The sequence below is a fragment of the Streptomyces sp. NPDC050504 genome, from assembly GCF_044458065.1.
Classification (GTDB): Bacteria; Actinomycetota; Actinomycetes; order Streptomycetales; family Streptomycetaceae; genus Streptomyces.
The window spans coordinates 318,308-343,231 of record NZ_JBITHO010000007.1 but is presented as its reverse complement, the minus strand read 5'-3'; the positions used below and the strand labels follow the sequence as shown (position 1 = coordinate 343,231).

Below are 24,924 nucleotides of genomic sequence, written 5' to 3'. Positions count from 1 at the left end.
CTGAGAACCGGCGTCAGGACCCGGGCCGGGAGCCGGGGAGCCGGTGTCCGAACCCGCGCCGGGCGCCCCGGCTTGCGCGAGTGCCGTGCCGCACCCAAGGTCGGTGGCATGAAGGCGATCAGCTACAGCCGCTACGGCGGCCCCGACGTCCTGGAGTACGGCGAGCGCCCCGACCCCAAGGTCGGCCCAGACTCCGTGCTGGTGAAGGTGCGGGCCGCGGCCGTGAACCCGGTCGACTGGAAGTGCCGCGAGGGCTACCTGGACGGCGTCCTGGACGCCGTCTTCCCGGTGGTGCCCGGCTGGGACGTCTCCGGGGTCGTCGTCCAGCCGGGGGCGTCCGTCGACGAGTTCGCGGTGGGCGACGAGGTGATGGGGTACGTGCGCGAGGACTTCCTGTCCCGGGGCACCTTCGCGGAGTACGTCGCCGCCCCCGTCCGCACCCTCGCCCGCAAGCCGCTCGCCCTGTCGTTCGAACAGGCGGCCGGGCTGCCGCTGGCCGGGCTCACCGCCTACCAGGCGCTCCACCGGGCCCTCGCGGTGCGCTCGGGCGACACCGTGCTGGTCCACGCGGCGGCGGGCGGGGTCGGTTCGATCGCCGTCCAGCTCGCCCGGCACGCGGGCGCCCGCGTCATCGGGACCGCGAGCGAACGCAACCACGACCACCTCAGGGAGCTGGGCGCGGAGCCGGTCGCGTACGGGGAAGGGCTCGCGGAGCGCGTACGGGCCCTGGCGCCCGGCGGCGTCGACGCGGCGCTCGACACCATCGGCGGCGACACCCTCAAGGTCTCCGCCGACCTGCTCGCCCCGGACGGGCGCCTCGCGTCCATCGCGGACGGCGAGGTCCTCGCGTACGGCGGCCGCTACGTCTTCGTGCGCCCGGACGCCGACGACCTGAAGGCGCTGGCCGACCTCGCCGACCGGGGCGCGGTCACGGTCCACGTCGAGCGGACCTTCCCGCTGGAGCGGGCGGCGGACGCGCACCGGCTCAACGCGGAGGGCCGCACGCGCGGAAAGATCGTGGTGACGGTCGACTGGGAGGCCTGAGCGGCCCGGGGCCCAGGCCGCCGCTCACCGGCCACCGCAGGACCGCCCGCCGCAGGACCGCCCACCAGAGCACCGCTCACCACAGCACCGCGACGCCCCCGAACACCGCCAGTGCGAGCGTGCACGCCGTCGCGGTGAGCGCCCCGCGCGCGCCGAGCGTGCGGGGCACGGCGACGCCCAGCGCCTGGATGCGGCGGTGCGCGACGAGCAGGAAGCCCAGCCACACCAGCAGGCTCAGCGCGACGGCGGCGGCCGCGCGCCCGGTGAGGTCCTCGTGCTGGAGTCCCTGTTTGGCCGCGAGCACCGCGGCGACCGTGCAGGACAGGGTGGTGCGCCGCCAGGCCAGCCGCGTCCGCTCCGGCTGGAGCCCCGGATCGCGCCGGGCCGCCGCCACGGCCGGCCCCATCAGCCCGCCCAACCGCACACCACGACGACGACCATGGCGACCGCCACCAGGCCGACCGCCAGGCTCAGCACCGTCGGGAACCGCGAGACGGGCAGGTCGTCGCCCCTGCGCATGGCGCGCTCGCACCGCACCCAGTGGTTGACCGCGCGCAGCGCGCACAGCACCCCGGCGGCGAGCAGCGCGACGGCGAGCCCGACGCGCACGCCCCACCGCAGGTCGGGCAGGAACTGGTCGACCGCGAAGCCGCCGCCGATCAGCGCGAGCGCGGTGCGCAGCCAGGCCAGGAAGGTGCGTTCGTTGGCGAGCGAGAAGCGGTAGTCGGGGGTGTCGCCCTCGTCCCTGATCCGCGCGGGCGCGAACCACAGCCGGAGGCTCTCGACGAGGGCGTTCACGCGTGGCGTCCGCCGGGACAGGACCCGCCGGGGCCGAGGCCGTCGAACCCGTCGAACTCCCGCAGCCGCTCGAAGGCCGCCAGTCCGTCCGGCACCCACTCCCAGTCGACGAGCCTGCGCTCCAGCTCGGCCGGTTCGAGGAAGCCGTGCCAGGCGACCTCCTCGGCCTGCGGGGCGACCGGCAGCGTGCACCGCACCTCGTACACCCAGGACCACCAGCGGTGTTCGCCGTGCTCGTAGAGGAACTTGAAGAGCGGTACGGGCCGGGGGAGCCCGCTCACGCCCAGCTCCTCCTCGGCCTCGCGCAGCGCCGCGTCGTCGTAGCTCTCGCCCGCGCCGACCACACCGCCCACGAACATGTCGTACAGCGAGGGGAAGACCAGCTTCGTCGCGGTGCGCCGGTGGACGAAGAACCGTCCCTCCGCGTCCCGCACGAGGACGAACGCGGAGCGGTGCCGCAGCCCCTTGGCGTACACCTCGCCGCGCGGCGCCTGCCGCACCACGCGGTCGTTCTCGTCGACGACGTCCAGGATTTCGTCCGTAACACTCATGGAGTCATCAAACCCCACCCGCGCACGTCACCCGCCGTCCGGTGGGGCCCGCCGCGCCGCTCCCGCGCGCCCCCCGCGCGACCCGCCCCACCGCACCGGTTGACGTGTTACCGATGCGTACCGAAGATTCGCGCATGGAACCCAGGGATGCCAAGGCGTACGACGCCGACGCGATCGTCATCGGGGCGGGGCTCGCGGGCCTGGTCGCCACCGCCGAACTCGTCGACGCGGGGCGCAAGGTGATCGTCCTCGACCAGGAGCCCGAGGCGTCCATCGGCGGACAGGCGCACTGGTCGTTCGGCGGGCTCTTCCTCGTCGACTCCCCCGAGCAGCGCCGCCTGCGCGTGCGCGACAGCCACGACCTGGCGCTCCAGGACTGGCTCGGCACGGCGGGCTTCGACCGGCCGGAGGACCACTGGCCGCGCAAGTGGGCCGAGGCGTACGTCGACTTCGCGGCGGGCGAGAAGCGCTCCTGGCTGCACGCGCGGGGGCTGCGGTTCTTCCCCGTCGTGGGCTGGGCGGAGCGCGGCGGGTACGACGCGCGCGGCCACGGCAACTCCGTGCCCCGCTTCCACATCACCTGGGGCACGGGCCCCGGCGTCGTCGAGCCCTTCGAGCGCCGCGTCCGCGAGGGCGTCGCGCGCGGCCTGGTCGAGCTGCGCTTCCGGCACCGCGTCACGGGCCTGTCGACCACGGCGGGCGCGGTGGACACGGTCACCGGGGAGGTGCTCGAACCGAGCGGGGCCGAGCGGGGCAGGGCGTCGAGCCGCGAGGTGGCCGGCGCGTTCGAGCTGCGCGCCCAGGCGGTCGTCATCACGTCGGGCGGCATCGGGGGCAACCACGAGCTGGTCCGCGAGCAGTGGCCGCAGCGGCTCGGCACGCCGCCGGAGAAGCTGCTCTCCGGGGTTCCCGCGCACGTCGACGGGTTGATGCTCGGCATCGCGGAGGCGGCGGGCGCGCACCACATCAACCGCGACCGGATGTGGCACTACACCGAGGGCATCGAGAACTGGAACCCGATCTGGGCGCGGCACGGCATCCGCATCCTGCCCGGCCCTTCCTCGCTCTGGCTGGACGCGCGGGGCCGTCGGCTGCCCGTGCCGCTGTTCCCCGGCTTCGACACGCTCGGCACGCTGGAGCACATCATGCGCTCCGGGTACGCGTACACGTGGTTCGTGCTCAACCGCCGGATCATCGGCAAGGAGTTCGCGCTGTCGGGGTCCGAGCAGAACCCGGACCTCACGGGGCGTTCGGTCCGCGACGTGATCGGGCGGGCGCGGGCGGACGTGCCTGCGCCGGTGAAGGCGTTCATGGACATGGGTGCGGACTTCGTGGTGGCGGACGACCTGGCGAAGCTGACGCGGGGGATGAACGCGCTGACGCCGACCCCGCTCATCGACGAGGCGGAGCTGCGGCGCGAGATCACCGCGCGCGACCGGGAGATCAGGAACCCCTTCACCAAGGACCTCCAGGTCACGGCGATCAGGGGCGCGCGCAACTACCTGGGCGACCGGCTCATCCGTACGGCGGTGCCGCACCGGATCCTCGACCCCGCGGCGGGGCCGCTGATCGCCGTGCGCCTCAACATCCTGACGCGCAAGTCGCTGGGCGGCCTGGAGACCGACCTGTCGTCGCGCGTCCTGACGGCGGACGGCTCGCCGCTGCCCGGGGTGTACGCGGCGGGCGAGGCAGCGGGCTTCGGCGGCGGCGGGGTCCACGGCTACCGCTCGCTGGAGGGCACGTTCCTGGGCGGCTGCATCTTCTCGGGCCGGGCGGCGGGCCGCGCGGCGGCGCGGGAGGTGGGGTAGGGGGCGAGGGCCGGTGGGGCGGTGCGGGTTCCGCCGCGCGGGGGCGGTTCACACCCCGCCCCTTGAGGGGCGCGGGGAACTGCGCGGGGGAGGGCACGCGCCGCGCGCACCCACTCGGCGCGAGCGGGCCCGCCACTCGCGTCCCCACCCCTGTGACCCGTCACCCGCGTCCCCACCCGCTGTGACCCGCCTCACGACGGGAACCCCGCGGCCCCCGCCCACCCCGCCCCCCAAGCTGTCCGCATGGACATAGGCATCGCACTGCCCCAGTACGGCACCCACGCCACCCCCCACCACGCCACCCGCATCGCGGCCTTCGCCCGCGACGCCGAAGCCGCGGGCTTCACCTCCCTCTGGGTGGGCGACCGTTCCCTCACCCCCGTCGCCCCCAGCGACCTCTATCCCGGCCACACCGCGGAGAACCCCTACCCCCGCGAGTTCACCACCTTCCTCGACCCCCTCGCCGTCCTGACCGTCGCCGCGACCGCGACCACCACCGCCCGCCTCGGCACGAGCACCCTCAACGCCCCCTGGTACCCGCCCCTGTTGCTCGCCCGCTCCCTCACCACCCTGGACAACATCAGCGGCGGGCGCCTCGACGCGGGCTTCGGCGTCGGCTGGATGCGGGACGAATACACCTCCGTCAACGCCGACTTCGCCCGCCGCGGCGCCGACCTCGACGAGATCCTCGACTTCCTCGGGGCCATCTGGACCGAGGAGACCTTCGCGCACGATGGCCCCAACTGGCGCGTCCCGAGCGCGCACGTGGGCCTGCGTCCCGTCCAGCAGGCGGGCCCGCCCGTGTACCTGGGCGGCCTCACCCCCGCCGCCATGCGCCGCGTCGGCCGCCGCGCCGACGGCTGGGTCGGGATCGCGCTCCCGCCCGAGGCGCACCGCGCGCTCTGGGAGACCGCGCGCCGGGCGGCGGACGGCGCGGGCCGCGACCCGGACGCCCTGCGCCGGCAGATCCGGTACAACGCGACCCCCGGCCAGAGCGCCGAAGAAATCGGCCAACTGCTTCTCGCCATACGTGACTCGGGCGCGGACGGCGCCTTCGTCGACCTCCAGCAGGCCGTGCGCGAACCGGACGAGGCGCTTGAACTCGGCGGCAAGGCGTTGGATCTTTTCACGGCAAACTAATCACTTTCAGCCAAGACCGCATCGTGGAAAGGGAGTTGGGGGAAGCCGGGCCTTGACGTCGGGCGGTGGCCACCGCTTTGCTGTGCGCGATCATCGTGCAGGAACCACCCGACTACGGAGCGCATCGAACAGCGCGCACCGGACGTCACGCACCAGATGCCACGCACCACGCACCACGTCACGCACCACCCGAGCACCACGCCGAGCCCGGCACCTCCCACCCGCGCGCTGCAAAGGATCCTCGCGGATGTCCCCGCCTCCGCCCTTCCTCGGTCGGAACCGCAAGAAGGGCGACCACTCCTTCGACCCCGCCCTCGACGACGTCGAACTCGCCGCCGTACGCGACAAGTTCGTCCAGGGGCGCTGGGGCAGCGCCCGCACCCTCCTCGTGGCGACGGGCAACGACTGGGACCGCAGGGGCCACCGCGTCGTCGCGCTCGCCGAGACGCCGACCGCGGTCGGCTGGGCCCGCGACTGGCTGCTCGCGGAGCCCGGCAGCCCCGACGCCGCCGCGCTCCTCGCCTGCGCCACCGTCTTCCGCGCCCTGCGCGGCAAGACCTCGCCCGACAAGGCGCGCGCGGCCTGCGAGCAGGCGGCCCGGCTGGCGCCCGACGATCCGACGCCCTGGCTCGCGCTGCTCCTGCTGGCCCGTTCGACGGGCACGCACGAGGAGGCCGTCCGCTTCTTCGCCGAGGTCGGCGCGCGCCACCCCGAGCACCACCACGCCCACCACCTGATGGTCGCCGGGCTCGCCGAAGCCGCGTCGAGCACGACGGCCCTCGACGTCTACGACTTCGCCGCCGCCGCGGCCGAACGGGCCCCCGCCGACTCCCCGCTCGCCATCCTCCCGGTCGTCGCGCACGCCGAGCGCTACCGAGTGCTGGTCGCCGAGGGCGCCGAGTACGGCGACCCCGCGGCCAGCGGCCACTGGGTGGGCCGCCGCGCCCGACAGGTCCTCAAGACCGCGTTCGACTGGTGGCTGGAGTGGGAGGGCGAGGAGCACCCCAGGAGCCGCATCGACCTCAACTTCCTGGCGCACGCCAAGTTCTGCGCGGGCCGCTCGGCCGAGGCGGCCGCCCTGTTCCACCGCATCGGGGGCCACGCGACCCCCGCGCCCTGGTCCTATCCGGGCCGGGACCCCTACCGGGCCTTCGTCGCCGCGCGCGACGCGGCGCTCGGCGCCGTGTGACGGCCGTGCGACCCGGATGACGGCCCTGCGGCCCGGACCCACCGAAAGCGCGCAATCCGAACCCACCGAAAGGCACGTCCGTTGACCAGCCAACTCGGCGAATCGAGAACGACCGGCGCGATCAGCACGTACAAGGGCCAGGAGCAGGCGCTGCGCGCGGGCCGCCTCGGCACCGCGGGCCTCCTGCTGTGCGTGCTGGCCTCCAGCGCGCCGCTGATGACGGTCGCCGGCGTCATGCCGACCGTCTACGGCGTGATGGGCATCGCGGGCCAGCCCCTGCTGTACGTGATCCTGGGCGCCGTGCTCATGCTGTTCAGCGTCGGGTACGCCGAGATGAGCCGCCACGTCCACAACGCGGGCGCCTTCTACGCCTACATAGCGAGGGGGCTCGGTCCCACCGCGGGCGCGGGCGCCTCGCTCGTCGCCCTCGTCGCGTACAGCGCCATGCAGGTCGGCGTCTACGGCATCCTCGGCTTCGAGGTCTCCGGGCTCTTCGCCACGTACCTCGACATCACCCTCGACTGGTGGGTCCCGGCCCTCGGCGCGGTCGTGGTCATCGGCCTGCTCGGCTGGCTCAAGATCGACCTCAACGCCAAGGTCCTCGGCGTCCTGCTGGTCATCGAGTGCGGCCTCGTCCTGATCTTCGACTTCGCGGCCATCGCCGACCCCGGCCCCGAGGGCCGCTCGCTGCACGCCTTCGACCCCGACACCCTCACCGGCGCCGGGCTCGCCACCGCGCTCTGCTTCTGCATCGCCGCGTTCGTCGGCTTCGAGCAGTCCCCGGTGTACGCGGAGGAGACCAGCAGCCCGCACAAGATCGTGCCCCGCGTGCTGTTCCTGACCGTCGGCTGCTCGGCGCTCTTCCTCGCGCTCGGCTCCTGGGCCCTGTCGATCGCGGCGGGCCCCGGCTCGATCGCCGAGGTCGCGGGCAAGGAGGGCCCCGGGCTCCTCTTCGGCCTCACCGAGGACCGCCTGGGCAGCGCCTTCACCGACGTGCTCCACGTCCTGTACGTCACCGGGATGATCGCCGCGCTCCTCAGCTTCCACAACGTCGTCGCCCGCTACGCCTTCGCCATGGGCCGCGAGGGCCTGCTGCCCGCGGCCTTCGGCCGTACGAACCGGGCGAGCGGCGCCCCCGCGACCGGCTCGCTCCTGCAGAGCGCCGTCTCGGTCGTCGTGGTCCTGGCCTTCGCGCTCACCGACGACACGCGGGCTGGCGACCCGACCGTGCCGGTCCTGCACCTCTTCACCTGGATGGGCAACATCGGCGCGCTCGGCGTCATCCTGCTCATGGCCGCCGCGTCCTTCGCGGTGATCGCCTTCTTCGTGCGGCGCGGCGCGGCGGGCCCGCAGGCGCTCCGGCTCGCCGCGGCCGGCCTCGCGGGCGTCTCGCTGATCGTCATCGCGGTCTACACCGTCAAGGAGTTCGACGTCCTGGTCGGCGCGGGCCCCGGCTCCTCGCTCAGCTGGCTGCTGCCCGGCATCATCGGCGCCGCGCTGGTCGTCGGCCTGGGGTACGGCGCGTGGCTGAAGCGCGCCAGGCCCGCCGTGCACGGCCGCATCGGCCTGGGCAACGAGGCGTTCCAGCTCCAGAAGGCGGCGGAGTCCGACCGGATGTGACGAAAGTCTGACGGGCGCGCGCGACGGCTTCCACCGGGCCGCCGCGAGTGCTCGAATCGGACGCGTGACACCACAGCATCCCGACGGGGCCCCGATCGGCCGCCGCGTCCTGCTCGGCACGCTGGGCCTGGGCGCGGTCGGCATCGTCGCCGCCCCCGGACTCCAGCGCGGCCTCGAAGCGTTCCTGGGAGCCGCCGCGGACAAGGACCCGACCGGACTGACCGGGCTCCTCCCGAACGGCGGCGGCTTCCGCTACTACTCGGTCGCCTCCTCCGTACGCCGCAAGAGCGCGGCCGACTACCGGCTCGCGGTCACCGGCCTGGTGGACCGCCCCACGACGTACACCCTGGACGCGCTGCGCGCGCTGCCGCAGACCCGCCTGGTCAGGGACGTGCAGTGCGTCACGGGCTGGCGCGTGCCCAAGACCCCCTTCCAGGGCGTACGGCTCTCCGCGCTGCTGGCCGCGGCGGGCGTGCGGCCCGGCGCCGGCGCCGTCCGCTTCACGTGCTTCGACGGCGCGTACAGCGAGAGCCTCACCCTCGACCAGGCGCGCCGCGCGGACGTCCTGGTCGCCCTGCGCATGAAGGACGAGGACATCGGCCACGCGCACGGCGGCCCGGTCCGGCTCTACGTCGCGCCCATGTACTTCTACAAGTCCGCGAAATGGCTCTCCGGCATCGAGGTCACCGCGGACGTCGTGCCCGGCTACTGGGAGGAGCGGGGCTATGACATCGACGCCTGGGTCGGCCGGTCCAACGGCCGCAGCGACACCCCGACGACCTGAACACCCCTCCCGCGTCGTGCGGTTCACCCGCCCCGAGCGCTGGGTGCACCGCACGACCGCGGCACTGGTGCTGCTCTGCGTGGCGACGGCGGCCTGCCTGTACGTCCCCCAGCTCGCCGAACTGGTCGGCCGCCGCGCCCTGGTGGTGACCGTCCACGAGTGGTCGGGCGTCCTGGTGCCCGCGCCGTTCCTCGCGGGCCTGGTCTCCCGCTCCTTCCGCGCCGACCTGCGCCGCCTCAACCGCGCGCGGTCCCCGAAGTTCAACCGGGGCCAGAAGGCGTACGCGTCGTGGCTCGCGGGCGCGGTGCTGGTGATGCTGGGCACGGGCCTGGTGATGTGGTTCACCCACCTGACCCCGCTGCTCTGGCGCACCAGCTCCACCTTCGTCCACGACTGGCTGGCGCTCGCGGTCGGCATCGTGCTGGCGGGCCACATCGCGAAGGCGCTCGCCGATCCGGAGGCACGGCGAGGCATGCGCACCGGATCGGTCGAGCGCCGGTGGGCCGACCTCAACCACCCCGGCTGGACCGAGGAGTTGCGGAAGGAGCTAGATCACGAGTGAGAGCAGCAGCACGAAGACGATGCCGACCACGGAGATGATCGTCTCCATCACCGACCACGTCTTGATCGTCTGCCCGACGTCCATCCCGAAGTACTCCTTCACCAGCCAGAACCCCGCGTCGTTGACGTGGCTGAAGAAGAGCGAACCCGCGCCGATGGCCAGCACCAGCAGGGCCGTCTCGCCCGTCGACATGCCCTCGGCCAGCGGCGCGACCAGCCCGGCCGCCGAGATCGTGGCGACCGTCGCCGAGCCGGTCGCGAGCCGGATCGCGACCGCGATCAGCCAGGCGAGCAGCAGCGCGGGGATCGACCAGTCCTCGGAGAAGTCCAGGATCATCTGGCCCACGCCGACGTCGATGAGCGTCTGCTTGAAGCCGCCGCCCGCGCCCACGATCATCAGCACGCCCGCGATCGGGGCGAGCGACTTCTCGACGGTCGTGGACAGCCGGTCCTTGGTGAACCCGGCCGCGCGGCCCAGTGTGAACAGGCCCACGAGCACGGCCGCGAGCAGGGCGATCAGCGGCGAGCCGATGACGTCCGTGACCTTCTGCAGGCCGTTGTCGGGGTCGTCCACGACGATGTCGACCAGCGCCTTGGCCAGCATCAGCACGACGGGCAGCAGCACGGTCGCCACGGTGGCGCCGAAGCCGGGCCGCTTCTCCAGGTCCTCCGACGGGCGGACCGGGATCATCTTCTCCGGCGCCGGGATGTCCACCCAGCGCGCGGCGTACCGCGAGAACAGCGGGCCCGCGATGATCACGGTGGGGATCGCGACCAGCACGCCGAGCGCGAGGGTGACGCCGAGGTTGGCGCCGAGCGCGTCGATGGCCACCAGCGGTCCCGGGTGCGGCGGGATCAGGCCGTGCATCACGGAGAGCCCGGCCAGGGCGGGGATGCCGATGCGCATCAGCGAGTAATTGCCGCGCTTGGCGACGAGCAGGACCACGGGGATCAGCAGGACGATGCCGACCTCGAAGAAGAGCGGCAGCCCGATCACGGACGCGATGAGCACCATGGCCCACGGCATGGTCCGCGCGTTCGCCCGCGCCAGGATCGTGTCGACGATCTGGTCGGCGCCGCCGGAGTCGGCGAGCAGCTTGCCGAGGATCGCGCCGAGCGCGATGAGCACGCCCACGCCCGCCACGGTCTTGCCGAGGCCGCCGCTGAACGACTCGATCGTCGCGCCGAGCGGCGCCCCGGCCAGGGCGCCGAGGGCGAGCGAGCCGATGGTCAGGGCCAGGAAGGCGTGCAGCTTGAACTTGGTGATGAGCAGGACGATGACGGCGATGCCCACGAGGACGGCGATGCCCAGCTGGGCGTTGCCCGCGGAGGTGATCGGTTCGGCGGCGTCCGCTGCCAGGGTCTCGACGCTGAGACTGGTCACGGTGGTGGTTCCTTAACTGTCGGACGCCGACGCGCGAAGCGCGGCGGCGGCCCTTTCGGCGATCTCTTCGGGGGTCCCGGACACGTCGACGGCCACTCCGGCCTCGTCGTCCCCCAGCGGCTGGAGCGTCGCGAACTGCGAGTCGAGGAGCGCGGTCGGCATGAAGTGGCCCTTGCGCGCGGCCATCCGCTCCCCGATCAGCGCGCGGTCCCCGGTCAGGTGCAGGAACACCACGCCGGGGGCGGCGGCCCGCAGCCGGTCGCGGTAGATCCGCTTGAGCGCGGAGCTGCTGACGACGCCGCCGAGCCCGGCGCGCCCGTGGGCCCACCGCCCGATCGCGTCGAGCCAGGGGCCCCGGTCGGCGTCGTCCAGGGGGACGCCGGCGGACATCTTGGCGATGTTGGCCTCGGGGTGGAAGTCGTCGCCCTCGGCGTAGGGGACGTCGAGCAGGTCCGCGACCAGCGGACCGATGGTGGTCTTGCCGGTCCCGGCGACGCCCATCACGACGACGACCTGGGGGGTGGTGCTCATGGGGAATGCCTCGCTGTCCTCGTCGACATCGATTCCGGTCAGGCCACTAAACCCGTTGAGATACGACTTATTCAAGGAGCTGTGATCTAAAAGTCATACGTTTTTGCGGTCCGCGTGCATCCGCTTACGCTGAGCCCATGACGACACAGGCCGGGGGACTCCACACGCATGTGCTGGACTCCCTCGGTCTGGCCATCACCGCGGGCGAGTGCGCGCCGGGCAGCGTCCTGCGCACCGACGAACTCGCCCAGCGCTTCGACGTCTCCAGGACCGTCGTGCGCGAGGTGGTCAGGGTCCTGGAGTCGATGCACCTGGTCGAGTCCCGGCGCAGGGTCGGAGTGACCGTACGCCCCATGGACCAGTGGAACGTGTACGACCCGCGGGTGATCCGCTGGCGCCTGGCGGGCGCCGACCGGCCCAGACAACTGCGCTCGCTGACCGTGCTGCGCTCGGCGGTGGAACCGGTCGCGGCCGGTCTGGCCGCGGCGCACGCCACGCCCGAGCAGTGCCGCGAGCTCACCGAGCACGCGCTGGGCATGGTCGCCACCTCGCGGGGCAGGCAGCTGGAGGCGTACCTCGTGCACGACGTCGCCTTCCACCGGGTCGTGCTCAACGCCTCGGGCAACGAGATGTTCGCCCGGCTCGGGGACGTCGTCGCCGAGGTGCTGACCGGGCGGACCCACCACCAGGTGATGTTCGAGGACCCGGACCCGGCGGCGGTGACGCTCCACGTCCAGGTGGCCGAAGCCGTGCGGGAACGGGACGCGGTCCGGGCCGAGCGGCTCACCCGGGAGATCGCGGTCGGAGCGCTCCAGGAGTTGGACGTCCTCGCTCCCTAGCTCCGCAACCCCGGCGAAACCTCAGATTCACCTCAGAATTACCTCAAATATGTCTCTACGTGACATTGGCCACGGACAAAAGTCCTTTCCTCCCGGGACTATGTGCCCGCGGCCGTGCCGCCGGTGACCACCCCTGCCCACCGGCGAGACCGCCGGAACCGCACCACCCCCCCCTCACGAAGGCGAACCATTTTCATGAGTGACCGCACGCTGACTGCGGCCGACGAGCTCGCCGGGGAACCGGCGAAGGGCTCCCCCCACGTAGACGCGGGCGACGACGGGTACAACAAGGACCTGAAGTCCCGCCACATCAACATGATCGCCATCGGCGGCGCGATCGGCACCGGCCTCTTCATGGGCGCCGGCGGGCGCATGCGCGACGCGGGGCCCTCGCTCTTCATCGCGTACGCGATCTGCGGCGTCTTCGCCTTCTTCGTCGTCCGGGCGCTGGGCGAGCTGGTCCTCTACCGGCCGTCGTCCGGCGCCTTCGTCTCCTACGCCCGTGAGTTCATGGGCGAGAAGGGCGCCTTCGCGGCGGGCTGGCTGTACTTCCTGAACTGGTCGACCACCACCGTCGCGGACATCACCGCGGCCGCGGTCTTCGCCCACTACTGGTCGCTCTTCAGCGACGTGCCGCAGTGGATCCTCGCCCTGATCGCGCTCGCGATCGTGCTCACCGCCAACCTGATCTCGGTGAAGTACTTCGGCGAGATGGAGTTCTGGTTCGCGATCATCAAGGTCGCCGCGCTCGTCCTCTTCATGCTCATCGGCATCTTCCTGGTGGTCACCCAGCACGACGTCGGCGGCCACACCCCCGGCCTGGCCACCATGGGCGACAACGGCGGCATCTTCCCCAACGGCATGATGCCGATGCTCCTGCTCATCCAGGGCGTCGTCTTCGCCTACGCCTCCGTCGAGCTGTGCGGCGTCGCGGCGGGCGAGACCGAGAACCCCGAGAAGATCATGCCGAAGGCGATCAACTCGATCATGTGGCGCGTCGGCGTCTTCTACGTCGGCTCGGTCGTCCTGCTCGCGCTGCTGCTGCCGTACACCGCCTACACCGGCGACCAGTCGCCGTTCGTCACGGTCTTCGACAAGCTCGGCGTCTCCGGCGCGGCCGACATCATGAACCTCGTCGTCCTCACCGCCGCCCTCTCCAGCCTGAACTCCGGCCTCTACTCCACCGGACGCATCCTGCGCTCCATGTCGGTGGCGGGCTCCGCGCCCAAGTTCACCGGCGTGATGAACAAGGGCGGCGTCCCCTACGGCGGCGTGCTCTTCACGGCGGCGTTCGGCGTGATGGGCGTCTTCCTGAACTACCGGATGCCCAAGGACGCCTTCGAGCTGGTGATCAACTTCGCCTCGATCGGCATCCTCGGCACCTGGGGCATGATCATGCTCTGCTCGCTGCTGTTCTGGCGCGCGGCCAAGGAGGGCAAGGTCAGCCGCCCCGGCTACAACCTCCCCTGGGCCCCGTACACCCAGATCGTCACCCTGGTCTTCCTGGTCTCGGTGGTCTTCCTGATGTGGCACGGCGGCGGCATCGGCCGCACCACCGTCAACTGCCTCCCGCTGATCGCGGCGGCGCTGGTGGGCGGCTGGTTCCTGGTCCGCAAGCGGGTCGCCGAGGTCGCGGCCGAGCGCGCGAAGTAGCACCTCGTACGGGGGAGGGGGCGGCGTTCCCCGCGCGGGACGCCGCCCCCTCCACGCGTACGTCAGCCCGGCCCCCGCAGGTGCGCCAGTCGCGCCGCGGCGGCCGACAGCATCATCTCCAGCGCCGCCGGATAGGCGCTGCGCCCCATCTCGGCGACCAGCACCGGCGCGGTGGCCGCCACGTGCGGATGGGTCCCGGCGGGCAGCCGGGCGTACCGCTCGCGCCACGCCAGCTCCTCCAGCTCCCGGTTCTCCTCCGGGAGCGTGAAGGCCGCAGCGTCGATCGCCGCGAAGGACAGCGTCTGGTCGACGAAGACGTGGTAGATCCGCACGGCCTCCGCGTCCGGGAAACCGGCCCCGCGCAGGATCCCCAGGATCATGTCCACCGACCGCATCTCGTTCGCCCGGCCCGTGACCCGGGTGAACGTCAGCAGCGCCGCCCTGGGGTGCGCCAGGTAGTCCGCGTGGATGCGCAGGCCCAGCGAGCGCAGGTCGGACCGCCACTCGCCGCTCGGCCGCCACGTCCGCAGCGTCCGGCCGATCAGCTCGTCCGCCACCGCGAGCAGCAGGTCGTCGGTGTCCCGGAAGTAGCGGTACAGCGCGCTCGGGTCGGCGCCCAGCGCCGCGCCCAGCCTGCGCACGGTCAGCGCGGCGGCCCCGTGCTCGTGGATCAGCCGCAGCGCGGTGTCGACGATCAGCTGCTCGGACAGGACCGTGCCCCGCTTCGTGGGCCGGCGCCGCCGCCGCTCCCCGTCCGGTACGACTCGCTCGCTCATGGGGCGTCACCCTAAGGACCCGTACGCTTTATGACAACAGCGTTGACGCACAGGGAACACGAGGAGTTCGATGTGCCGCCAGCGGGGCCGAAGCGGGCCCCCCGGCGAAGGAGCGAGCGTGCGCACTCCCTACGGCAGTGATCCACCCGAGGGCCGGGACGGCCCACCCGTCCTGAAGCGGAGCCTCGGCGTCACCGACGGCTTCGCCATCGCCGCGTCCTCCACGGCCGCCACCACCTCCATCGGCATCGGCCTCGGCGTCACCGTCGGCGTCGTCGGGCTGCACCTGCCGATCATCATGCTGCTGGCGTTCCTGCCGATCCTCGGCATCGCCGGCGCCTACGCCCGGCTCAACAGCTCCGAGCCCAACATGGGCAGCGCCTACACCTGGGTCGGCCGCACGCTCAGCCCCTGGCTCGGCTTCCTCACCGGCTGGATCGGCATCGTCGCCACGGTCGTCTTCCTCTCGTACACCACCGCCGTCACCGGCTCGGCCCTGCTCCAGCTCGCGGGCGAGGCCGGGCTGCGCGAGCTCGGCGGGCTGCGGCTCGACCCGGACTCCACGGCCCAGTCCACGGCCATCGGCATCGTCGTCCTGGTCGCCGTCACCTTCACCGCCATCACCGGAGTGCACACCGCGGCCGCCTTCCAGAAGTGGCTGCTGGTCTTCGAGTACGCGGTGCTGCTCGGCTTCTGCGGCTACGGGCTCTTCGCCGGCACGCACCCCTTCAGCCTCGACTGGCTGAACCCCTTCTCCATCCCCTCCGGCCAGGCGCTCGCCCAGGGCCTGCTCATCTCGGTCTTCTGCTACTGGGGCTTCGAGACGACGTTCAGCGTCAACGAGGAGATCCGCGACCCCGGGGACGCCTCCAAGGCCGGGTTCATCACCCTCTTCACCATGCTGGGCCTCTTCCTGCTCGGCTCCTTCGCCTTCCAGCGGGTCCTCAGCGAGGAGGAGCTCGCGGTCAACGGCGCCCAGGGCCTCACGTTCTTCGGCGACCGCCTCGCGGACCAGCCGCTCGCCGCCCTCCCGCTCATCGCCCTCACCCTCTCGGCCGTCGCCTCCCTCCAGTCCGGGGTGATCCCGACCGTGCGCGGCATGTTCGCCATGGGCCGCGACCGCACGCTCGGCCCGCTCTGGCTCAGGATCAGCCCCAAGTACGGGACCCCCGCAGCGGGCACGATCGCGATCGGCTGCATCGCGGCCGCCGTCGCCGTCCTCTCGCTGGTGCTCCCGAAGATCGGCGACCTGATCCTGGCGTCCGTGAACGCCATCGGCGTCGTCGTCTCCCTCTACTACGCGCTCACCGCGCTCGCCGCCGCCACCCGCTTCAGGGGCGCCTTCCGGCAGGGCTTCGGCGAGGGGGTCAGGGCGATCGTCCTGCCCGTCCTGAGCGCCGTCTTCCTGCTCGGCCTCGGCGGCTACCTCGCCTGGACGTTCTACGACTCCGCCGACCACTTCGAGGTCAGCCCCGACAACGGCTGGTTCATGCTGATGTGCCCCGGCGTCATGCTGCTCAGCGGGGTCGTCGCGGCGGCCTGGGCGAAGTGGGTGCGCAGGTCCCCGTACTTCGAGACCGGCCGCCCGGTCCCGGCCGCCGACGCCCCGCCCCCGGTCACGGCGGCCTGACCCCGCACCCCGGCGTCCGCGCCACTCCGCCGTACCGAAGTCCCGTACGCAGCAAGCCCCGCACAGAGAAAGGGGACCGCACATGTCCCGCACCCCCGCCGACCTCGTCCTCACGGGCGGCCCCGTCCTCACCCTGGACGCCGCCCGCACCCGCGCCACCACCGTGGCCGTCACCGGGGACCGGATCACCGCCGTGGGCCACGACGAGGTCCACGACCTCATCGGGCCGAGGACCGAAGTCGTGGACCTCGCGGGCAGGCTGCTCGTCCCCGGCTTCCAGGACGCCCACGTCCACCCGGTGTCGGCGGGCCTCGAAATGGCGCAGTGCGACCTCACCGAAACCCGTACGGCGGACGACACCCTCGCCGCCGTACGGGCCTACGCCGACGCCCGCCCCGACCGGGAGTGGATCACCGGCGGCGGCTGGTCCATGGAGGCCTTCGAGGGCGGCAGCCCCACCCGGCAGCTCCTCGACCGCATCGTGCCCGACCGCCCCGTCTACCTCCCCAACCGCGACCACCACGGCGCCTGGGCCAACTCCCGCGCCCTGGAACTCGCGGGCATCGACCGCCACACCCCCGACCCCGCCGACGGCCGCATCGAGCGCGACGCGTCGGGCGAGCCCACGGGACTCCTCCAGGAGGGCGCGATGGAGCTGGTCGCCCGGCTCACCCCGCGCTCCACCCCCGCCGACCGGCGCGCGGCGCTGCTGCGCGCCCAGGCGCACCTCCACTCGTACGGCATCACCGCCTGGCAGGACGCCATCGTCGGCAAGTTCGGCTCGATGGACGACCCCGCCGACACCTACCTGGCCGCCGACGACGACGGCTCCCTCACCGCCCGGGTCGTCGGCGCCCTGTGGTGGGACCGCGAGCGCGGCGCCGAGCAGATCCCCGAACTGGTCGAGCGGCGCGCGAAGTTCAGCCGCGGCAACTTCCGCGCGACCTCCGTCAAGATCATGCAGGACGGGGTCGCCGAGACCGGCACGGCCGCGCTGCTCGGCCCCTACCTCGACGCCTGCGGCTGCGCCACGGCCAACACCGGCACGAGCTTCGTCGAGCCCGAAGCGCTCAAGGGGTACGTCACCGAGCTGGACGCCCTCGGCTTCCAGGCGCACTTCCACGCGCTGGGCGACCGGGCCGTGCGCGAGGCGCTGGACGCGGTCGCCGCGGCCCGCGCCGCCAACGGCCGCACCGACACCCGCCCGCACCTCGCCCACCTCCAGATCGTCCACCCCGACGACATCGCCCGCTTCCGCGAGCTGGGCGCCACCGCCAACATCCAGCCGCTGTGGGCCGCGCACGAACCGCAGATGGACGAGCTGACGATCCCCTTCCTCGGCCCCGAACGGGCCGCCCAGCAGTACCCGTTCGCCGCCCTGCTGCGCTCCGGCGCGACCGTCGCGGCGGGCTCCGACTGGCCGGTCAGCAGCCCCGACCCGATGTTCGGCATCCACACGGCGGTCAACCGCGTCGCGCCCGACGAGGGCGGCCCGGTCTTCTTCCCCGAGCAGCGCATCTCGCTGACGGCCGCGTTCGCCGCGTACACCGCGGGCACGGCGTACGTGAACCACCTCGACGACACCGGGTCGATCCGCCCCGGCGCCCTGGCCGACCTGGCGGTGCTGGACCGCGACCCGTACGCGGCACCGGCCGACGAGATCGCACTGACCAGGGTGGAGCAGACGTTCGTAGGGGGCCGCAGGGTGCACGGGGAAGGCGCATAGGGTGTATTGCTGAAACTCAGGGACAGTCGCAGAAGGAGAGCCCGCATGCCGCAGCAGGTCCGAGGGGTCGTCGCGCCGGGGAAGAACGAACCGGTGCGCATCGAGACGATCGTCGTCCCCGACCCGGGTCCGGGCGAGGCGGTGGTGAAGATCCAGGCGTGCGGGGTCTGCCACACCGACCTGCACTACAAGCAGGGCGGGATCAACGACGACTTCCCGTTCCTGCTCGGCCACGAGGCGGCGGGGATCGTCGAGTCGGTGGGCGACGGCGTCACGGACGTCGCGCCCGGCGACTTCGTGATCCTCAACTGGCGCGCGGTCTGCGGCCGTTGCCGCGCCTGTCTGCGGGGCCGTCCGCAGTACTGCTTCGACACGCACAACGCGAAGCAGAAGATGACGCTGCTGGACGGCACCGAGCTGTCGCCCGCGCTCGGCATCGGCGCCTTCGCCGAGAAGACCCTGGTCGCCGCGGGCCAGTGCACCAAGGTCGACCCGGCGGTCTCCCCGGCCGTCGCGGGCCTGCTCGGCTGCGGCGTCATGGCGGGCATCGGCGCGGCCATCAACACCGGGCAGGTCGGCCGGGGCGACACGGTCGCGGTCATCGGCTGCGGGGGAGTGGGCGACGCGGCGGTCGTCGGCGCCCGCCTGGCCGGCGCGGCGAAGATCATCGCGGTGGACATCGACGACCGCAAGCTGGAGACGGCCCGTTCGATGGGCGCCACCCACACGGTCAACTCCCGCACGGCGGACCCGGTGGAGCGGATCCGCGAGCTGACCGGCGGTCACGGCGCGGACGTCGTCATCGAGGCGGTCGGCCGCCCGGAGACGTACGAGCAGGCGTTCTACGCCCGCGACCTGGCGGGCACCGTCGTCCTGGTCGGCGTCCCCACCCCCGACATGCGCATCGACCTGCCGCTCCTGGACGTCTTCGGCCGGGGCGGCGCGCTCAAGTCCTCCTGGTACGGCGACTGCCTGCCGTCCCGCGACTTCCCCGTGCTCATCGACCTGCACCAGCAGGGCCGCATCGACCTCGGGGCCTTCGTCACCGAGACGATCGCGCTGGACGAGGTGGAGAAGGCGTTCACCCGCATGCACGAGGGCGACGTCCTGCGCTCGGTGGTGGTCCTCTGATGGCCCCGCGCATCGACCACCTGACCACCTCGGGCACCTTCTCGCTGGACGGCGGGACCTGGGACGTCGACAACAACGTCTGGATCGTCGGCGACGACGAGGAGGCCCTCGTCGTCGACGCGGCGCACGACGCGGACGCGATCCTCGCCGCCCTCGGCGGGCGCACCCTGCGCGCGATCGTCTGCACGCACGCCCACAACGACCACATCGACGCGGCCCCCGCGCTGGCCGAGGCCACGGGCGCGCCGATCCTGCTGCACCCGGACGACCTCCCGCTCTGGAAGCAGACCCACCCGGAGCGGCTGCCGGACGGCGAGCTCTTCGACGGCCAGACCCTGAAGGCCGGCGGCGCGGTCCTGCGCGTCCTGCACACCCCGGGCCACGCCCCGGGCGCGGTCTGCCTGTACTCGCCGACCCTCGCCACGGTCTTCACGGGCGACACGCTCTTCCAGGGCGGACCCGGCGCGACGGGCCGTTCGTTCTCGCACTTCCCGACGATCGTCGAGTCGATCACCGAGAAGCTGCTGACGCTTCCCGCGGAGACCGAGGTCCGCACGGGCCACGGCGCCTCGACGACGATCGGGGCCGAGGCCCCGCACCGCGAGGAGTGGCTGGCCAGGGGGCACTAGCGCGGGTCGGCCCCGAGCAGCGGCTGGTCGCCGCCCCGACACGGTCGTCGGGGCGGCGACCAGCCGTTTTTACGTGACCGGCCCCCGCGTCCCGGTCGCCCGGCCCCCGCGTCCCGGTCGCCCGGAAAGCCTTGCCCGGTTGCCTAAAGGCTTTAGGCAACCGCATAATCATCTTCGCGAGATGGAGGTAAGGCCATGGCCAGAGCGGGGCTGACCCCGGAGCGGCTGACCCTGGCGGGCGCGGAGCTCGCCGACGAGGTCGGCTTCGAGCAGGTGACCGTATCGGCGCTGGCCCGGCGGTTCGACGTCAAGGTCGCGAGCCTGTACTCGCACCTGAAGAACTCCCGGGACCTCAGGACGAGGATCGCCCTGTACGCCCTGGACGAGCTCGCCGACCGGGTCGCCGAGGCCCTGGCAGGGCGCGCGGGCAGGGACGCGCTGGCCGCCTTCGCCGAGGCCTACCGCGGCTACGCCACGGAACACCCGGGGCGGTACGCGGCGGCCCGGCTCAGGCTCGACCCCGAGACGGCCGCGGCCAGCGCCGGGGTGCGGCACGCGCAGATGGCGCGGGCGCTCCTGCGCGGCTACGACCTGGCCGAACCGGACCGGACGCACGCGGTCCGCCTGCTGGGCAGCGTCGTCCACGGCTACGTCGACCTGGAGCTGGCCGGCGGCTTCGACCACAGCGCGCCGGGCCCGCGGGAGTCCTGGGCCTGGGTCGTGGACTCCCTCGACGCCCTGCTGCGGAGCAAACGAACCTGACCCCTACCGACAGGCTGAGGCGATGAACACCGAGCGCGACACGACCGTCACCACCCCCGTCACCCCGGACATGCTGCGCGGCTTCCTCGACGTGGAGTCGACCGCGCACGGCCTGCTGCCGCACCGGCTTCCCGCAGGCGCGCGCAGGCAGATACCCGACGGCCAACTGGCCCTGGCCGAGGCCCAGCCCTCCGGCGTACGGCTGGTCTTCCGCACCGCGGCCACCACGATCGAGCTGGACGCGCTGCCCACCAAACGCGCCTTCCTGGGCGCACCGCCCCGCCCGGACGGCGTCTACGACCTGCTGGTCGACGGCCGACTCGCGGCCGGCACGACCGTGCCGGGGGGCAACGTGCTCACGGTCACCGACATGGTCGCCCAGACGTCCGAGCTGACCGAGGGCCCCGCCGGCACCGCCCGGTTCGCCGACCTGCCCGGGGGCGACAAGGACATCGAGATCTGGCTCCCGCACACGGAGGTCACCGAACTCGTCGCCCTGCGCACGAACGCCCCCGTCGAAGCGGCGCGCGACAGCGGACGCCGGGTGTGGCTGCACCACGGCAGCTCCATCAGCCACGGCTCGAACGCCACCCGCCCGACCGCGACCTGGCCCGCCCTCGCGGCGGCCCTGGGCGGCGTGGACCTGGTCAACCTGGGGTTCGGCGGCGGCGCGCTGCTCGACCCGTTCACCGCGCGGGCGATGCGGGACGCCCCCGCGGACCTGATCAGCGTGAAGATCGGCATCAACATCGTCAACAGCGACGCGATGCGCCTGCGCGCCTTCGGCCCCGCGGTCCACGGCTTCCTCGACACCGTCCGCGAGGGCCATCCGACCGTGCCGCTGCTGGTCGTGTCGCCCGTCCTGTGCCCGGTCCAGGAGGACACCCCGGGCCCCCTCGTGCCCGACTTCACCGACGGCACCCTGAAGTTTAGGGCGACGGGCGATCCGGCGCAGCGCGCGGCGGGGCGCCTGACGCTCACCGTCATCCGCGAGGAGCTGGCCCGGATCGTCGAGCGGCGCGCGGCGGACGACCCGAACCTGCACTACCTGGACGGCCGCGACCTGTACGGCGACCTGGACCACGCGGAGATCCCCCTGCCGGACGGCATCCACCCGGACCAGGCGGGCCACCACAGGATCGCCGAGAACTTCGCGGGCCGGGTCTTCGGGGAGCACGCCCCCTTCGCCCCCGAGGCCCCCTTCGCCCCCGAGACCCCCTGACGGGCCGCGGGTGGCGGACCCGCCTGAGCCCGGCCCGCCACCCGCACCCCGCTAGGGGAACCCCACCCCCGCCCCCGAAACGAACTCCCGCTCCACGCCGCTCACCGGATCCCTGAACCCCAGCCTCCGCGCCACGAGCCGCAACGGCCGCGCGAAGTCCTCCGCGTCCGCGCCCGGTACGCCCTTCCCCGTCTCCTCCCGCACCACCGGGTACACGGGATCCCCCACGATCGGCACCCCGAGCCGGTTCATGTGCACCCGCAGCTGGTGCGTCTGCCCGGTGCGCGGCACAAGCCGGTACCGCCCGTACGCCCCCCGCCGCTCCACCAGCTCCACCCGGCTCTCGCTGTTCGGCTCGCCGCCCGCCACCTCCCGCGCCGCGATCACCCCGCGCTCCTTCACGATCCGGCTGCGCACGGTCACCGGCAGCTCCAGGTCCGCCCGGTACGGCGCGACGGCCTCGTACTCCTTGCGCACCAGCCGGTCCCGGAAGAGCGTCTGGTACGCCCCCCGGTCCTCGGGTGCCACCACGAACAGCACGAGCCCGGCCGTGAGCCGGTCCAGCCGGTGCGCGGGCTGGAGGAAGGGCAGTCCGAGATCGCGCCGCAGCCGCGCCTGAGCGGTCTCGGACACGTGCCGCCCGCGCGGCGTGGTCGCCAGGAAGTGCGGCTTGTCGGCGACGACGATCCGCTCGTCCCGGTAGACCACGCCCACCTCGAAGGGCACGGGCTCCTCGGGCGCGAGGTCCCGGTGGAACCAGACGTACGTCCCCGCGCGGTACGGCTCCGAACCGTCCAACGGCCCCGCGGCCCCGACGAACCGCCCCTCGCTCAGCATGGCGTCCACCCGCCCGCCCCCGACGGCCCCGGCGAACCGCGCCACGAGGTGCTCCCGCACCGTGCCCCAGGCCCCGTCGGGATCGGCGGGCAGCCGCACCCGTACGGGATCCACCCCGTCCCGCTGCGGCAACGGGGAGTCCGGCACCCTGTTCCGACGGCGCACGGCCACCTCCGTACAACGACCGAAGGCCCCAGCATCGCTGGGGCCTTCTCTGGTGTCCGAGGGGGGACTTGAACCCCCACGCCCGATAAAGGGCACTAGCACCTCAAGCTAGCGCGTCTGCCATTCCGCCACCCGGACAAGGTGTCTGTCGTTTCGGCCTGGGCCGTTCCGACGTGGAAAACAATAGCAAACATCTGGGGGTGCTCGATCACCCCCCTGGCCTGCGTGAACGTCGCATGACGGGGGACAGCCGCCCTTGGGCGCGCGGCGGGATCGCGGGAGGATGAACGGGACCCACCAGCAGCGCAGCGGGAGGAACCATCGTGAGCGAGCCGAACACGGCCCGGACCGCCACCGGCGAGGACGAGGTCGTCGACCTCTGTCGCGACCTGATCCGGATCGACACCAGCAACTACGGCGACCACTCGGGCCCCGGCGAGCGCGCCGCCGCCGAGTACGTCGCGGAGAAGCTCGCCGAGGTCGGCCTGGAGCCGAAGATCATCGAGTCCCACCGGGGCCGCGCCTCGCTCGTGGCCCGCATCGAGGGCGAGGACCCCTCCAGGCCCGCGCTGCTCATCCACGGCCACACCGACGTCGTCCCGGCCAACGCCGCCGACTGGACGCACGACCCGTTCTCCGGCGAGATCACGGACGGCTGCGTCTGGGGCCGGGGCGCGGTCGACATGAAGGACATGGACGCGATGACCCTCGCGGTCGTGCGCGACCGGCTGCGCAGCGGCCGCAAGCCCCCGCGCGACATCGTGCTGGCGTTCCTCGCGGACGAGGAGGCGGGCGGCACGTACGGCGCGCGGTACCTGGTCGACAAGCACCCGGACCTCTTCGAGGGCGTCACGGAGGCGATCGGCGAGGTCGGCGGCTTCTCCTTCACGGTCAACGAGAAGCTGCGGCTGTACCTGGTGGAGACCGCCCAGAAGGGCATGCACTGGATGCGGCTCACCGTGGACGGCACGGCGGGGCACGGCTCGATGACCAACAAGGACAACGCCATCACCGAGCTGTGCGAGGCGGTGGGCCGGCTCGGGCGGTACGAGTGGCCGGTGCGGGTCACCAAGACCGTGCGCTCCTTCCTCGACGAGCTCTCCGACGCGCTCGGCACCGAGCTCGACCCGGAGAACATGGACGAGACGCTCGCCAAGCTCGGCGGCATCGCCAAGATGGTCGGCGCGACCCTGCGCAACTCCGCCGCCCCGACCATGCTCGACGCGGGCTACAAGGTGAACGTGATCCCCGGCCGGGCCAGTGCCAACGTCGACGGCCGCTTCCTGCCCGGGTACGAGAAGGAGTTCCACGCGGACCTGGCGCGGATCCTCGGCCCCCGGGTGAAGATCGACGAGGAGCGCTCGCACTTCGACAAGGCGCTGGAGACCGACTTCGACGGCAAGCTCGTGGAGGCGATGCAGACGGCGCTGCGGGCGGAGGACCCGATCGCCCGCGCCATCCCGTACATGCTCTCCGGCGGCACCGACGCCAAGCACTTCGACGACCTCGGCATCCGCTGCTTCGGCTTCGCGCCGCTCCAGCTGCCGCCCGAGCTGGACTTCGCGGGCATGTTCCACGGCGTGGACGAGCGCGTGCCGGTGGACGGGCTGAAGTTCGGCGCGCGCGTGCTGGACCGCTTCATCGACGCGAGCTGAAACGAAACTCCAATAATCGGCTATACGTACGCATTTGACTGGGAAGAGTGAAAGAGGCGTCGGTTTCGTAGCCCCATTAACCCCTCCTCGTTACAGGTGTTGCGGTCCGCGGCTGGGATCGCATTGTCTACGAGGAGGAATAATGATCAAGAAGGTCGTCGCCGCTGCGGCTGCCACCGGTGGTCTGGTGCTCGCTGGTGCGGGCGTCGCCATGGCCGACGCCGGCGCCCAGGGTGCTGCCGTGCAGTCCCCCGGCGTCATCTCCGGGAACGTCATCCAGGTTCCCGTCCACGTGCCGGTGAACGCCTGTGGCAACACGGTCTCCGTCATCGGGCTGCTGAACCCCGCCTTCGGGAACACCTGCAGCAACTCGTGACGCTTCGCTTCACCCCGTGAGGGGTTGAACCCGGGCGGCCCCGGAGTGCGCGCCATGCACTCCGGGGCCGTCGGGCATGCCGCTCCCGGGCGTCCAAGTCGCGGGGGCATTCC

At 72.7% G+C, this 24,924-nt stretch carries 24 protein-coding genes and 1 tRNA gene; 17 read left to right on the top strand and 8 right to left on the bottom strand.

Annotation, left to right across the window (positions count from 1 at the left end):
• Positions 1-108: 108 nt before the first annotated feature.
• Positions 109-1,044 carry an NADP-dependent oxidoreductase gene (locus ACIBNE_RS27450; RefSeq protein ID WP_399276040.1) on the top strand — a complete coding sequence of 312 codons (936 nt, stop codon included), beginning with the start codon at positions 109-111 and terminating at the stop codon, positions 1,042-1,044.
• A 76-nt stretch (positions 1,045-1,120) separates the two neighbouring features.
• Here ACIBNE_RS27450 and ACIBNE_RS27445 read toward each other — a convergent pair whose 3' ends face one another.
• From ACIBNE_RS27445 to ACIBNE_RS27435, 3 genes are read right to left on the bottom strand one after another with little or no spacing between them, the layout of a single operon-like run.
• On the bottom strand, positions 1,121-1,438 hold the full coding sequence (locus tag ACIBNE_RS27445) for a DUF202 domain-containing protein (protein ID WP_399276038.1): 318 nt from the start codon (positions 1,436-1,438) through the stop codon (positions 1,121-1,123).
• A gap of 11 nt (positions 1,439-1,449) precedes the next feature.
• Positions 1,450-1,842, bottom strand: a complete 393-nt coding sequence (locus ACIBNE_RS27440) for a YidH family protein (protein ID WP_399276036.1) — start codon at positions 1,840-1,842, stop codon at positions 1,450-1,452.
• Positions 1,839-2,393 (bottom strand): NUDIX hydrolase, encoded by a 555-nt coding sequence (locus tag ACIBNE_RS27435; RefSeq protein WP_399276034.1) that lies wholly within the window; start codon positions 2,391-2,393, stop codon positions 1,839-1,841. Before ACIBNE_RS27435 ends, ACIBNE_RS27440 begins: the two co-directional genes overlap by 4 nt.
• A 134-nt stretch (positions 2,394-2,527) precedes the next feature.
• Here ACIBNE_RS27435 and ACIBNE_RS27430 point away from each other — a divergent pair, with 134 nt between their 5' ends.
• The 6 genes from ACIBNE_RS27430 to ACIBNE_RS27405 all read left to right on the top strand — a co-directional run bounded on the left by ACIBNE_RS27430 (position 2,528) and on the right by ACIBNE_RS27405 (position 9,496).
• Positions 2,528-4,201, top strand: a complete 1,674-nt coding sequence (locus tag ACIBNE_RS27430) for an FAD-binding dehydrogenase (protein WP_399276032.1) — start codon at positions 2,528-2,530, stop codon at positions 4,199-4,201.
• Between the two features lie 243 nt (positions 4,202-4,444).
• Entirely contained in the window at positions 4,445-5,341 is an 897-nt protein-coding gene (locus ACIBNE_RS27425; RefSeq protein ID WP_399276030.1) for a TIGR03619 family F420-dependent LLM class oxidoreductase, read from the top strand.
• Positions 5,342-5,588: 247 nt separating this feature from the next.
• Entirely contained in the window at positions 5,589-6,530 is a 942-nt protein-coding gene (locus ACIBNE_RS27420) for a hypothetical protein (RefSeq protein WP_399276028.1), read from the top strand.
• An 81-nt stretch (positions 6,531-6,611) separates the two neighbouring features.
• Positions 6,612-8,150: an APC family permease gene (locus ACIBNE_RS27415; protein WP_399276026.1), complete on the top strand. Its 1,539-nt coding sequence runs from the start codon at positions 6,612-6,614 to the stop codon at positions 8,148-8,150.
• Positions 8,151-8,214: 64 nt separating this feature from the next.
• On the top strand, positions 8,215-8,934 hold the full coding sequence (locus ACIBNE_RS27410; protein WP_399276024.1) for a molybdopterin-dependent oxidoreductase: 720 nt from the start codon (positions 8,215-8,217) through the stop codon (positions 8,932-8,934).
• Entirely contained in the window at positions 8,876-9,496 is a 621-nt protein-coding gene (locus ACIBNE_RS27405; protein WP_399276022.1) for a cytochrome b/b6 domain-containing protein, read from the top strand. The genes ACIBNE_RS27410 and ACIBNE_RS27405 overlap by 59 nt, the downstream gene beginning before the upstream one ends.
• Here the strand turns inward: ACIBNE_RS27405 and ACIBNE_RS27400 are convergent.
• Both ACIBNE_RS27400 and ACIBNE_RS27395 read right to left on the bottom strand, forming a co-directional pair.
• Complete coding sequence (locus ACIBNE_RS27400; protein WP_399276020.1) at positions 9,482-10,879, bottom strand: gluconate:H+ symporter; 1,398 nt, start codon at positions 10,877-10,879, stop codon at positions 9,482-9,484. The genes ACIBNE_RS27405 and ACIBNE_RS27400 overlap by 15 nt on opposite strands.
• A gap of 12 nt (positions 10,880-10,891) precedes the next feature.
• Positions 10,892-11,410: a gluconokinase gene (locus ACIBNE_RS27395; RefSeq protein WP_399276018.1), complete on the bottom strand. Its 519-nt coding sequence runs from the start codon at positions 11,408-11,410 to the stop codon at positions 10,892-10,894.
• Positions 11,411-11,547: 137 nt separating this feature from the next.
• Here ACIBNE_RS27395 and ACIBNE_RS27390 point away from each other — a divergent pair, with 137 nt between their 5' ends.
• Positions 11,548-12,249 carry a FadR/GntR family transcriptional regulator gene (locus ACIBNE_RS27390; protein WP_399276016.1) on the top strand — a complete coding sequence of 234 codons (702 nt, stop codon included), beginning with the start codon at positions 11,548-11,550 and terminating at the stop codon, positions 12,247-12,249.
• A 195-nt stretch (positions 12,250-12,444) separates the two neighbouring features.
• Positions 12,445-13,902 carry an amino acid permease gene (locus tag ACIBNE_RS27385; protein ID WP_399276014.1) on the top strand — a complete coding sequence of 486 codons (1,458 nt, stop codon included), beginning with the start codon at positions 12,445-12,447 and terminating at the stop codon, positions 13,900-13,902.
• 62 nt (positions 13,903-13,964) lie between these two features.
• Here the strand turns inward: ACIBNE_RS27385 and ACIBNE_RS27380 are convergent, their stop codons facing one another.
• Complete coding sequence (locus ACIBNE_RS27380; protein ID WP_399276012.1) at positions 13,965-14,678, bottom strand: TetR/AcrR family transcriptional regulator; 714 nt, start codon at positions 14,676-14,678, stop codon at positions 13,965-13,967.
• A 70-nt stretch (positions 14,679-14,748) separates the two neighbouring features.
• On the opposite strand from ACIBNE_RS27380, the gene ACIBNE_RS27375 reads away from it, so the two are divergent.
• The 6 genes from ACIBNE_RS27375 to ACIBNE_RS27350 all read left to right on the top strand — a co-directional run bounded on the left by ACIBNE_RS27375 (position 14,749) and on the right by ACIBNE_RS27350 (position 21,778).
• Complete coding sequence (locus ACIBNE_RS27375; protein ID WP_399276010.1) at positions 14,749-16,308, top strand: APC family permease; 1,560 nt, start codon at positions 14,749-14,751, stop codon at positions 16,306-16,308.
• 82 nt (positions 16,309-16,390) lie between these two features.
• Positions 16,391-18,034 (top strand): amidohydrolase, encoded by a 1,644-nt coding sequence (locus tag ACIBNE_RS27370; RefSeq protein ID WP_399276007.1) that lies wholly within the window; start codon positions 16,391-16,393, stop codon positions 18,032-18,034.
• 45 nt (positions 18,035-18,079) lie between these two features.
• On the top strand, positions 18,080-19,165 hold the full coding sequence (locus ACIBNE_RS27365; protein ID WP_399276005.1) for an S-(hydroxymethyl)mycothiol dehydrogenase: 1,086 nt from the start codon (positions 18,080-18,082) through the stop codon (positions 19,163-19,165).
• Entirely contained in the window at positions 19,165-19,794 is a 630-nt protein-coding gene (locus ACIBNE_RS27360; RefSeq protein WP_399276003.1) for an MBL fold metallo-hydrolase, read from the top strand. Before ACIBNE_RS27365 ends, ACIBNE_RS27360 begins: the two co-directional genes overlap by 1 nt.
• A 195-nt stretch (positions 19,795-19,989) precedes the next feature.
• Complete coding sequence (locus ACIBNE_RS27355; protein WP_399276001.1) at positions 19,990-20,556, top strand: TetR/AcrR family transcriptional regulator; 567 nt, start codon at positions 19,990-19,992, stop codon at positions 20,554-20,556.
• A gap of 22 nt (positions 20,557-20,578) precedes the next feature.
• Entirely contained in the window at positions 20,579-21,778 is a 1,200-nt protein-coding gene (locus tag ACIBNE_RS27350; protein ID WP_399275999.1) for a GDSL-type esterase/lipase family protein, read from the top strand.
• A gap of 51 nt (positions 21,779-21,829) precedes the next feature.
• On the opposite strand, the gene ACIBNE_RS27345 is transcribed toward ACIBNE_RS27350, so the two are convergent.
• Both ACIBNE_RS27345 and ACIBNE_RS27340 read right to left on the bottom strand, forming a co-directional pair.
• The gene (locus ACIBNE_RS27345) at positions 21,830-22,780 is read right to left on the bottom strand and encodes a pseudouridine synthase (RefSeq protein ID WP_399275997.1); all 951 of its coding nucleotides are present in this window, start codon (positions 22,778-22,780) and stop codon (positions 21,830-21,832) included.
• 50 nt (positions 22,781-22,830) lie between these two features.
• Positions 22,831-22,918: transfer RNA gene (locus ACIBNE_RS27340), tRNA-Leu, on the bottom strand.
• Between the two features lie 185 nt (positions 22,919-23,103).
• Between ACIBNE_RS27340 and ACIBNE_RS27335 the strand changes: the two genes are divergently transcribed.
• Positions 23,104-24,435, top strand: coding sequence for a M20/M25/M40 family metallo-hydrolase (locus ACIBNE_RS27335; RefSeq protein ID WP_399275995.1), 1,332 nt, complete (start codon positions 23,104-23,106; stop codon positions 24,433-24,435).
• A gap of 142 nt (positions 24,436-24,577) precedes the next feature.
• Positions 24,578-24,811 (top strand): chaplin ChpH, encoded by a 234-nt coding sequence (gene chpH, locus ACIBNE_RS27330; RefSeq protein WP_399275993.1) that lies wholly within the window; start codon positions 24,578-24,580, stop codon positions 24,809-24,811.
• Positions 24,812-24,924 lie beyond the last annotated feature (113 nt).

Coding starts and splice junctions, on each gene's coding strand:
- ACIBNE_RS27370 (WP_399276007.1), top strand. CDS start 16,391: ATGTCCCGCACCCCCGCCGACCTCGTCCTCACGGGCGGCCCCGTCCTC.
- ACIBNE_RS27450 (WP_399276040.1), top strand. CDS start 109: ATGAAGGCGATCAGCTACAGCCGCTACGGCGGCCCCGACGTCCTGGAG.
- ACIBNE_RS27405 (WP_399276022.1), top strand. CDS start 8,876: ATGACATCGACGCCTGGGTCGGCCGGTCCAACGGCCGCAGCGACACCC.
- ACIBNE_RS27385 (WP_399276014.1), top strand. CDS start 12,445: ATGAGTGACCGCACGCTGACTGCGGCCGACGAGCTCGCCGGGGAACCG.
- ACIBNE_RS27380 (WP_399276012.1), bottom strand. CDS start 14,678: ATGAGCGAGCGAGTCGTACCGGACGGGGAGCGGCGGCGGCGCCGGCCC.
- ACIBNE_RS27350 (WP_399275999.1), top strand. CDS start 20,579: ATGAACACCGAGCGCGACACGACCGTCACCACCCCCGTCACCCCGGAC.
- chpH (WP_399275993.1), top strand. CDS start 24,578: ATGATCAAGAAGGTCGTCGCCGCTGCGGCTGCCACCGGTGGTCTGGTG.
- ACIBNE_RS27375 (WP_399276010.1), top strand. CDS start 14,749: ATGTGCCGCCAGCGGGGCCGAAGCGGGCCCCCCGGCGAAGGAGCGAGC.
- ACIBNE_RS27435 (WP_399276034.1), bottom strand. CDS start 2,393: ATGAGTGTTACGGACGAAATCCTGGACGTCGTCGACGAGAACGACCGC.
- ACIBNE_RS27420 (WP_399276028.1), top strand. CDS start 5,589: ATGTCCCCGCCTCCGCCCTTCCTCGGTCGGAACCGCAAGAAGGGCGAC.
- ACIBNE_RS27390 (WP_399276016.1), top strand. CDS start 11,548: ATGACGACACAGGCCGGGGGACTCCACACGCATGTGCTGGACTCCCTC.
- ACIBNE_RS27360 (WP_399276003.1), top strand. CDS start 19,165: ATGGCCCCGCGCATCGACCACCTGACCACCTCGGGCACCTTCTCGCTG.
- ACIBNE_RS27425 (WP_399276030.1), top strand. CDS start 4,445: ATGGACATAGGCATCGCACTGCCCCAGTACGGCACCCACGCCACCCCC.
- ACIBNE_RS27430 (WP_399276032.1), top strand. CDS start 2,528: ATGGAACCCAGGGATGCCAAGGCGTACGACGCCGACGCGATCGTCATC.
- ACIBNE_RS27365 (WP_399276005.1), top strand. CDS start 18,080: ATGCCGCAGCAGGTCCGAGGGGTCGTCGCGCCGGGGAAGAACGAACCG.
- ACIBNE_RS27395 (WP_399276018.1), bottom strand. CDS start 11,410: ATGAGCACCACCCCCCAGGTCGTCGTCGTGATGGGCGTCGCCGGGACC.
- ACIBNE_RS27355 (WP_399276001.1), top strand. CDS start 19,990: ATGGCCAGAGCGGGGCTGACCCCGGAGCGGCTGACCCTGGCGGGCGCG.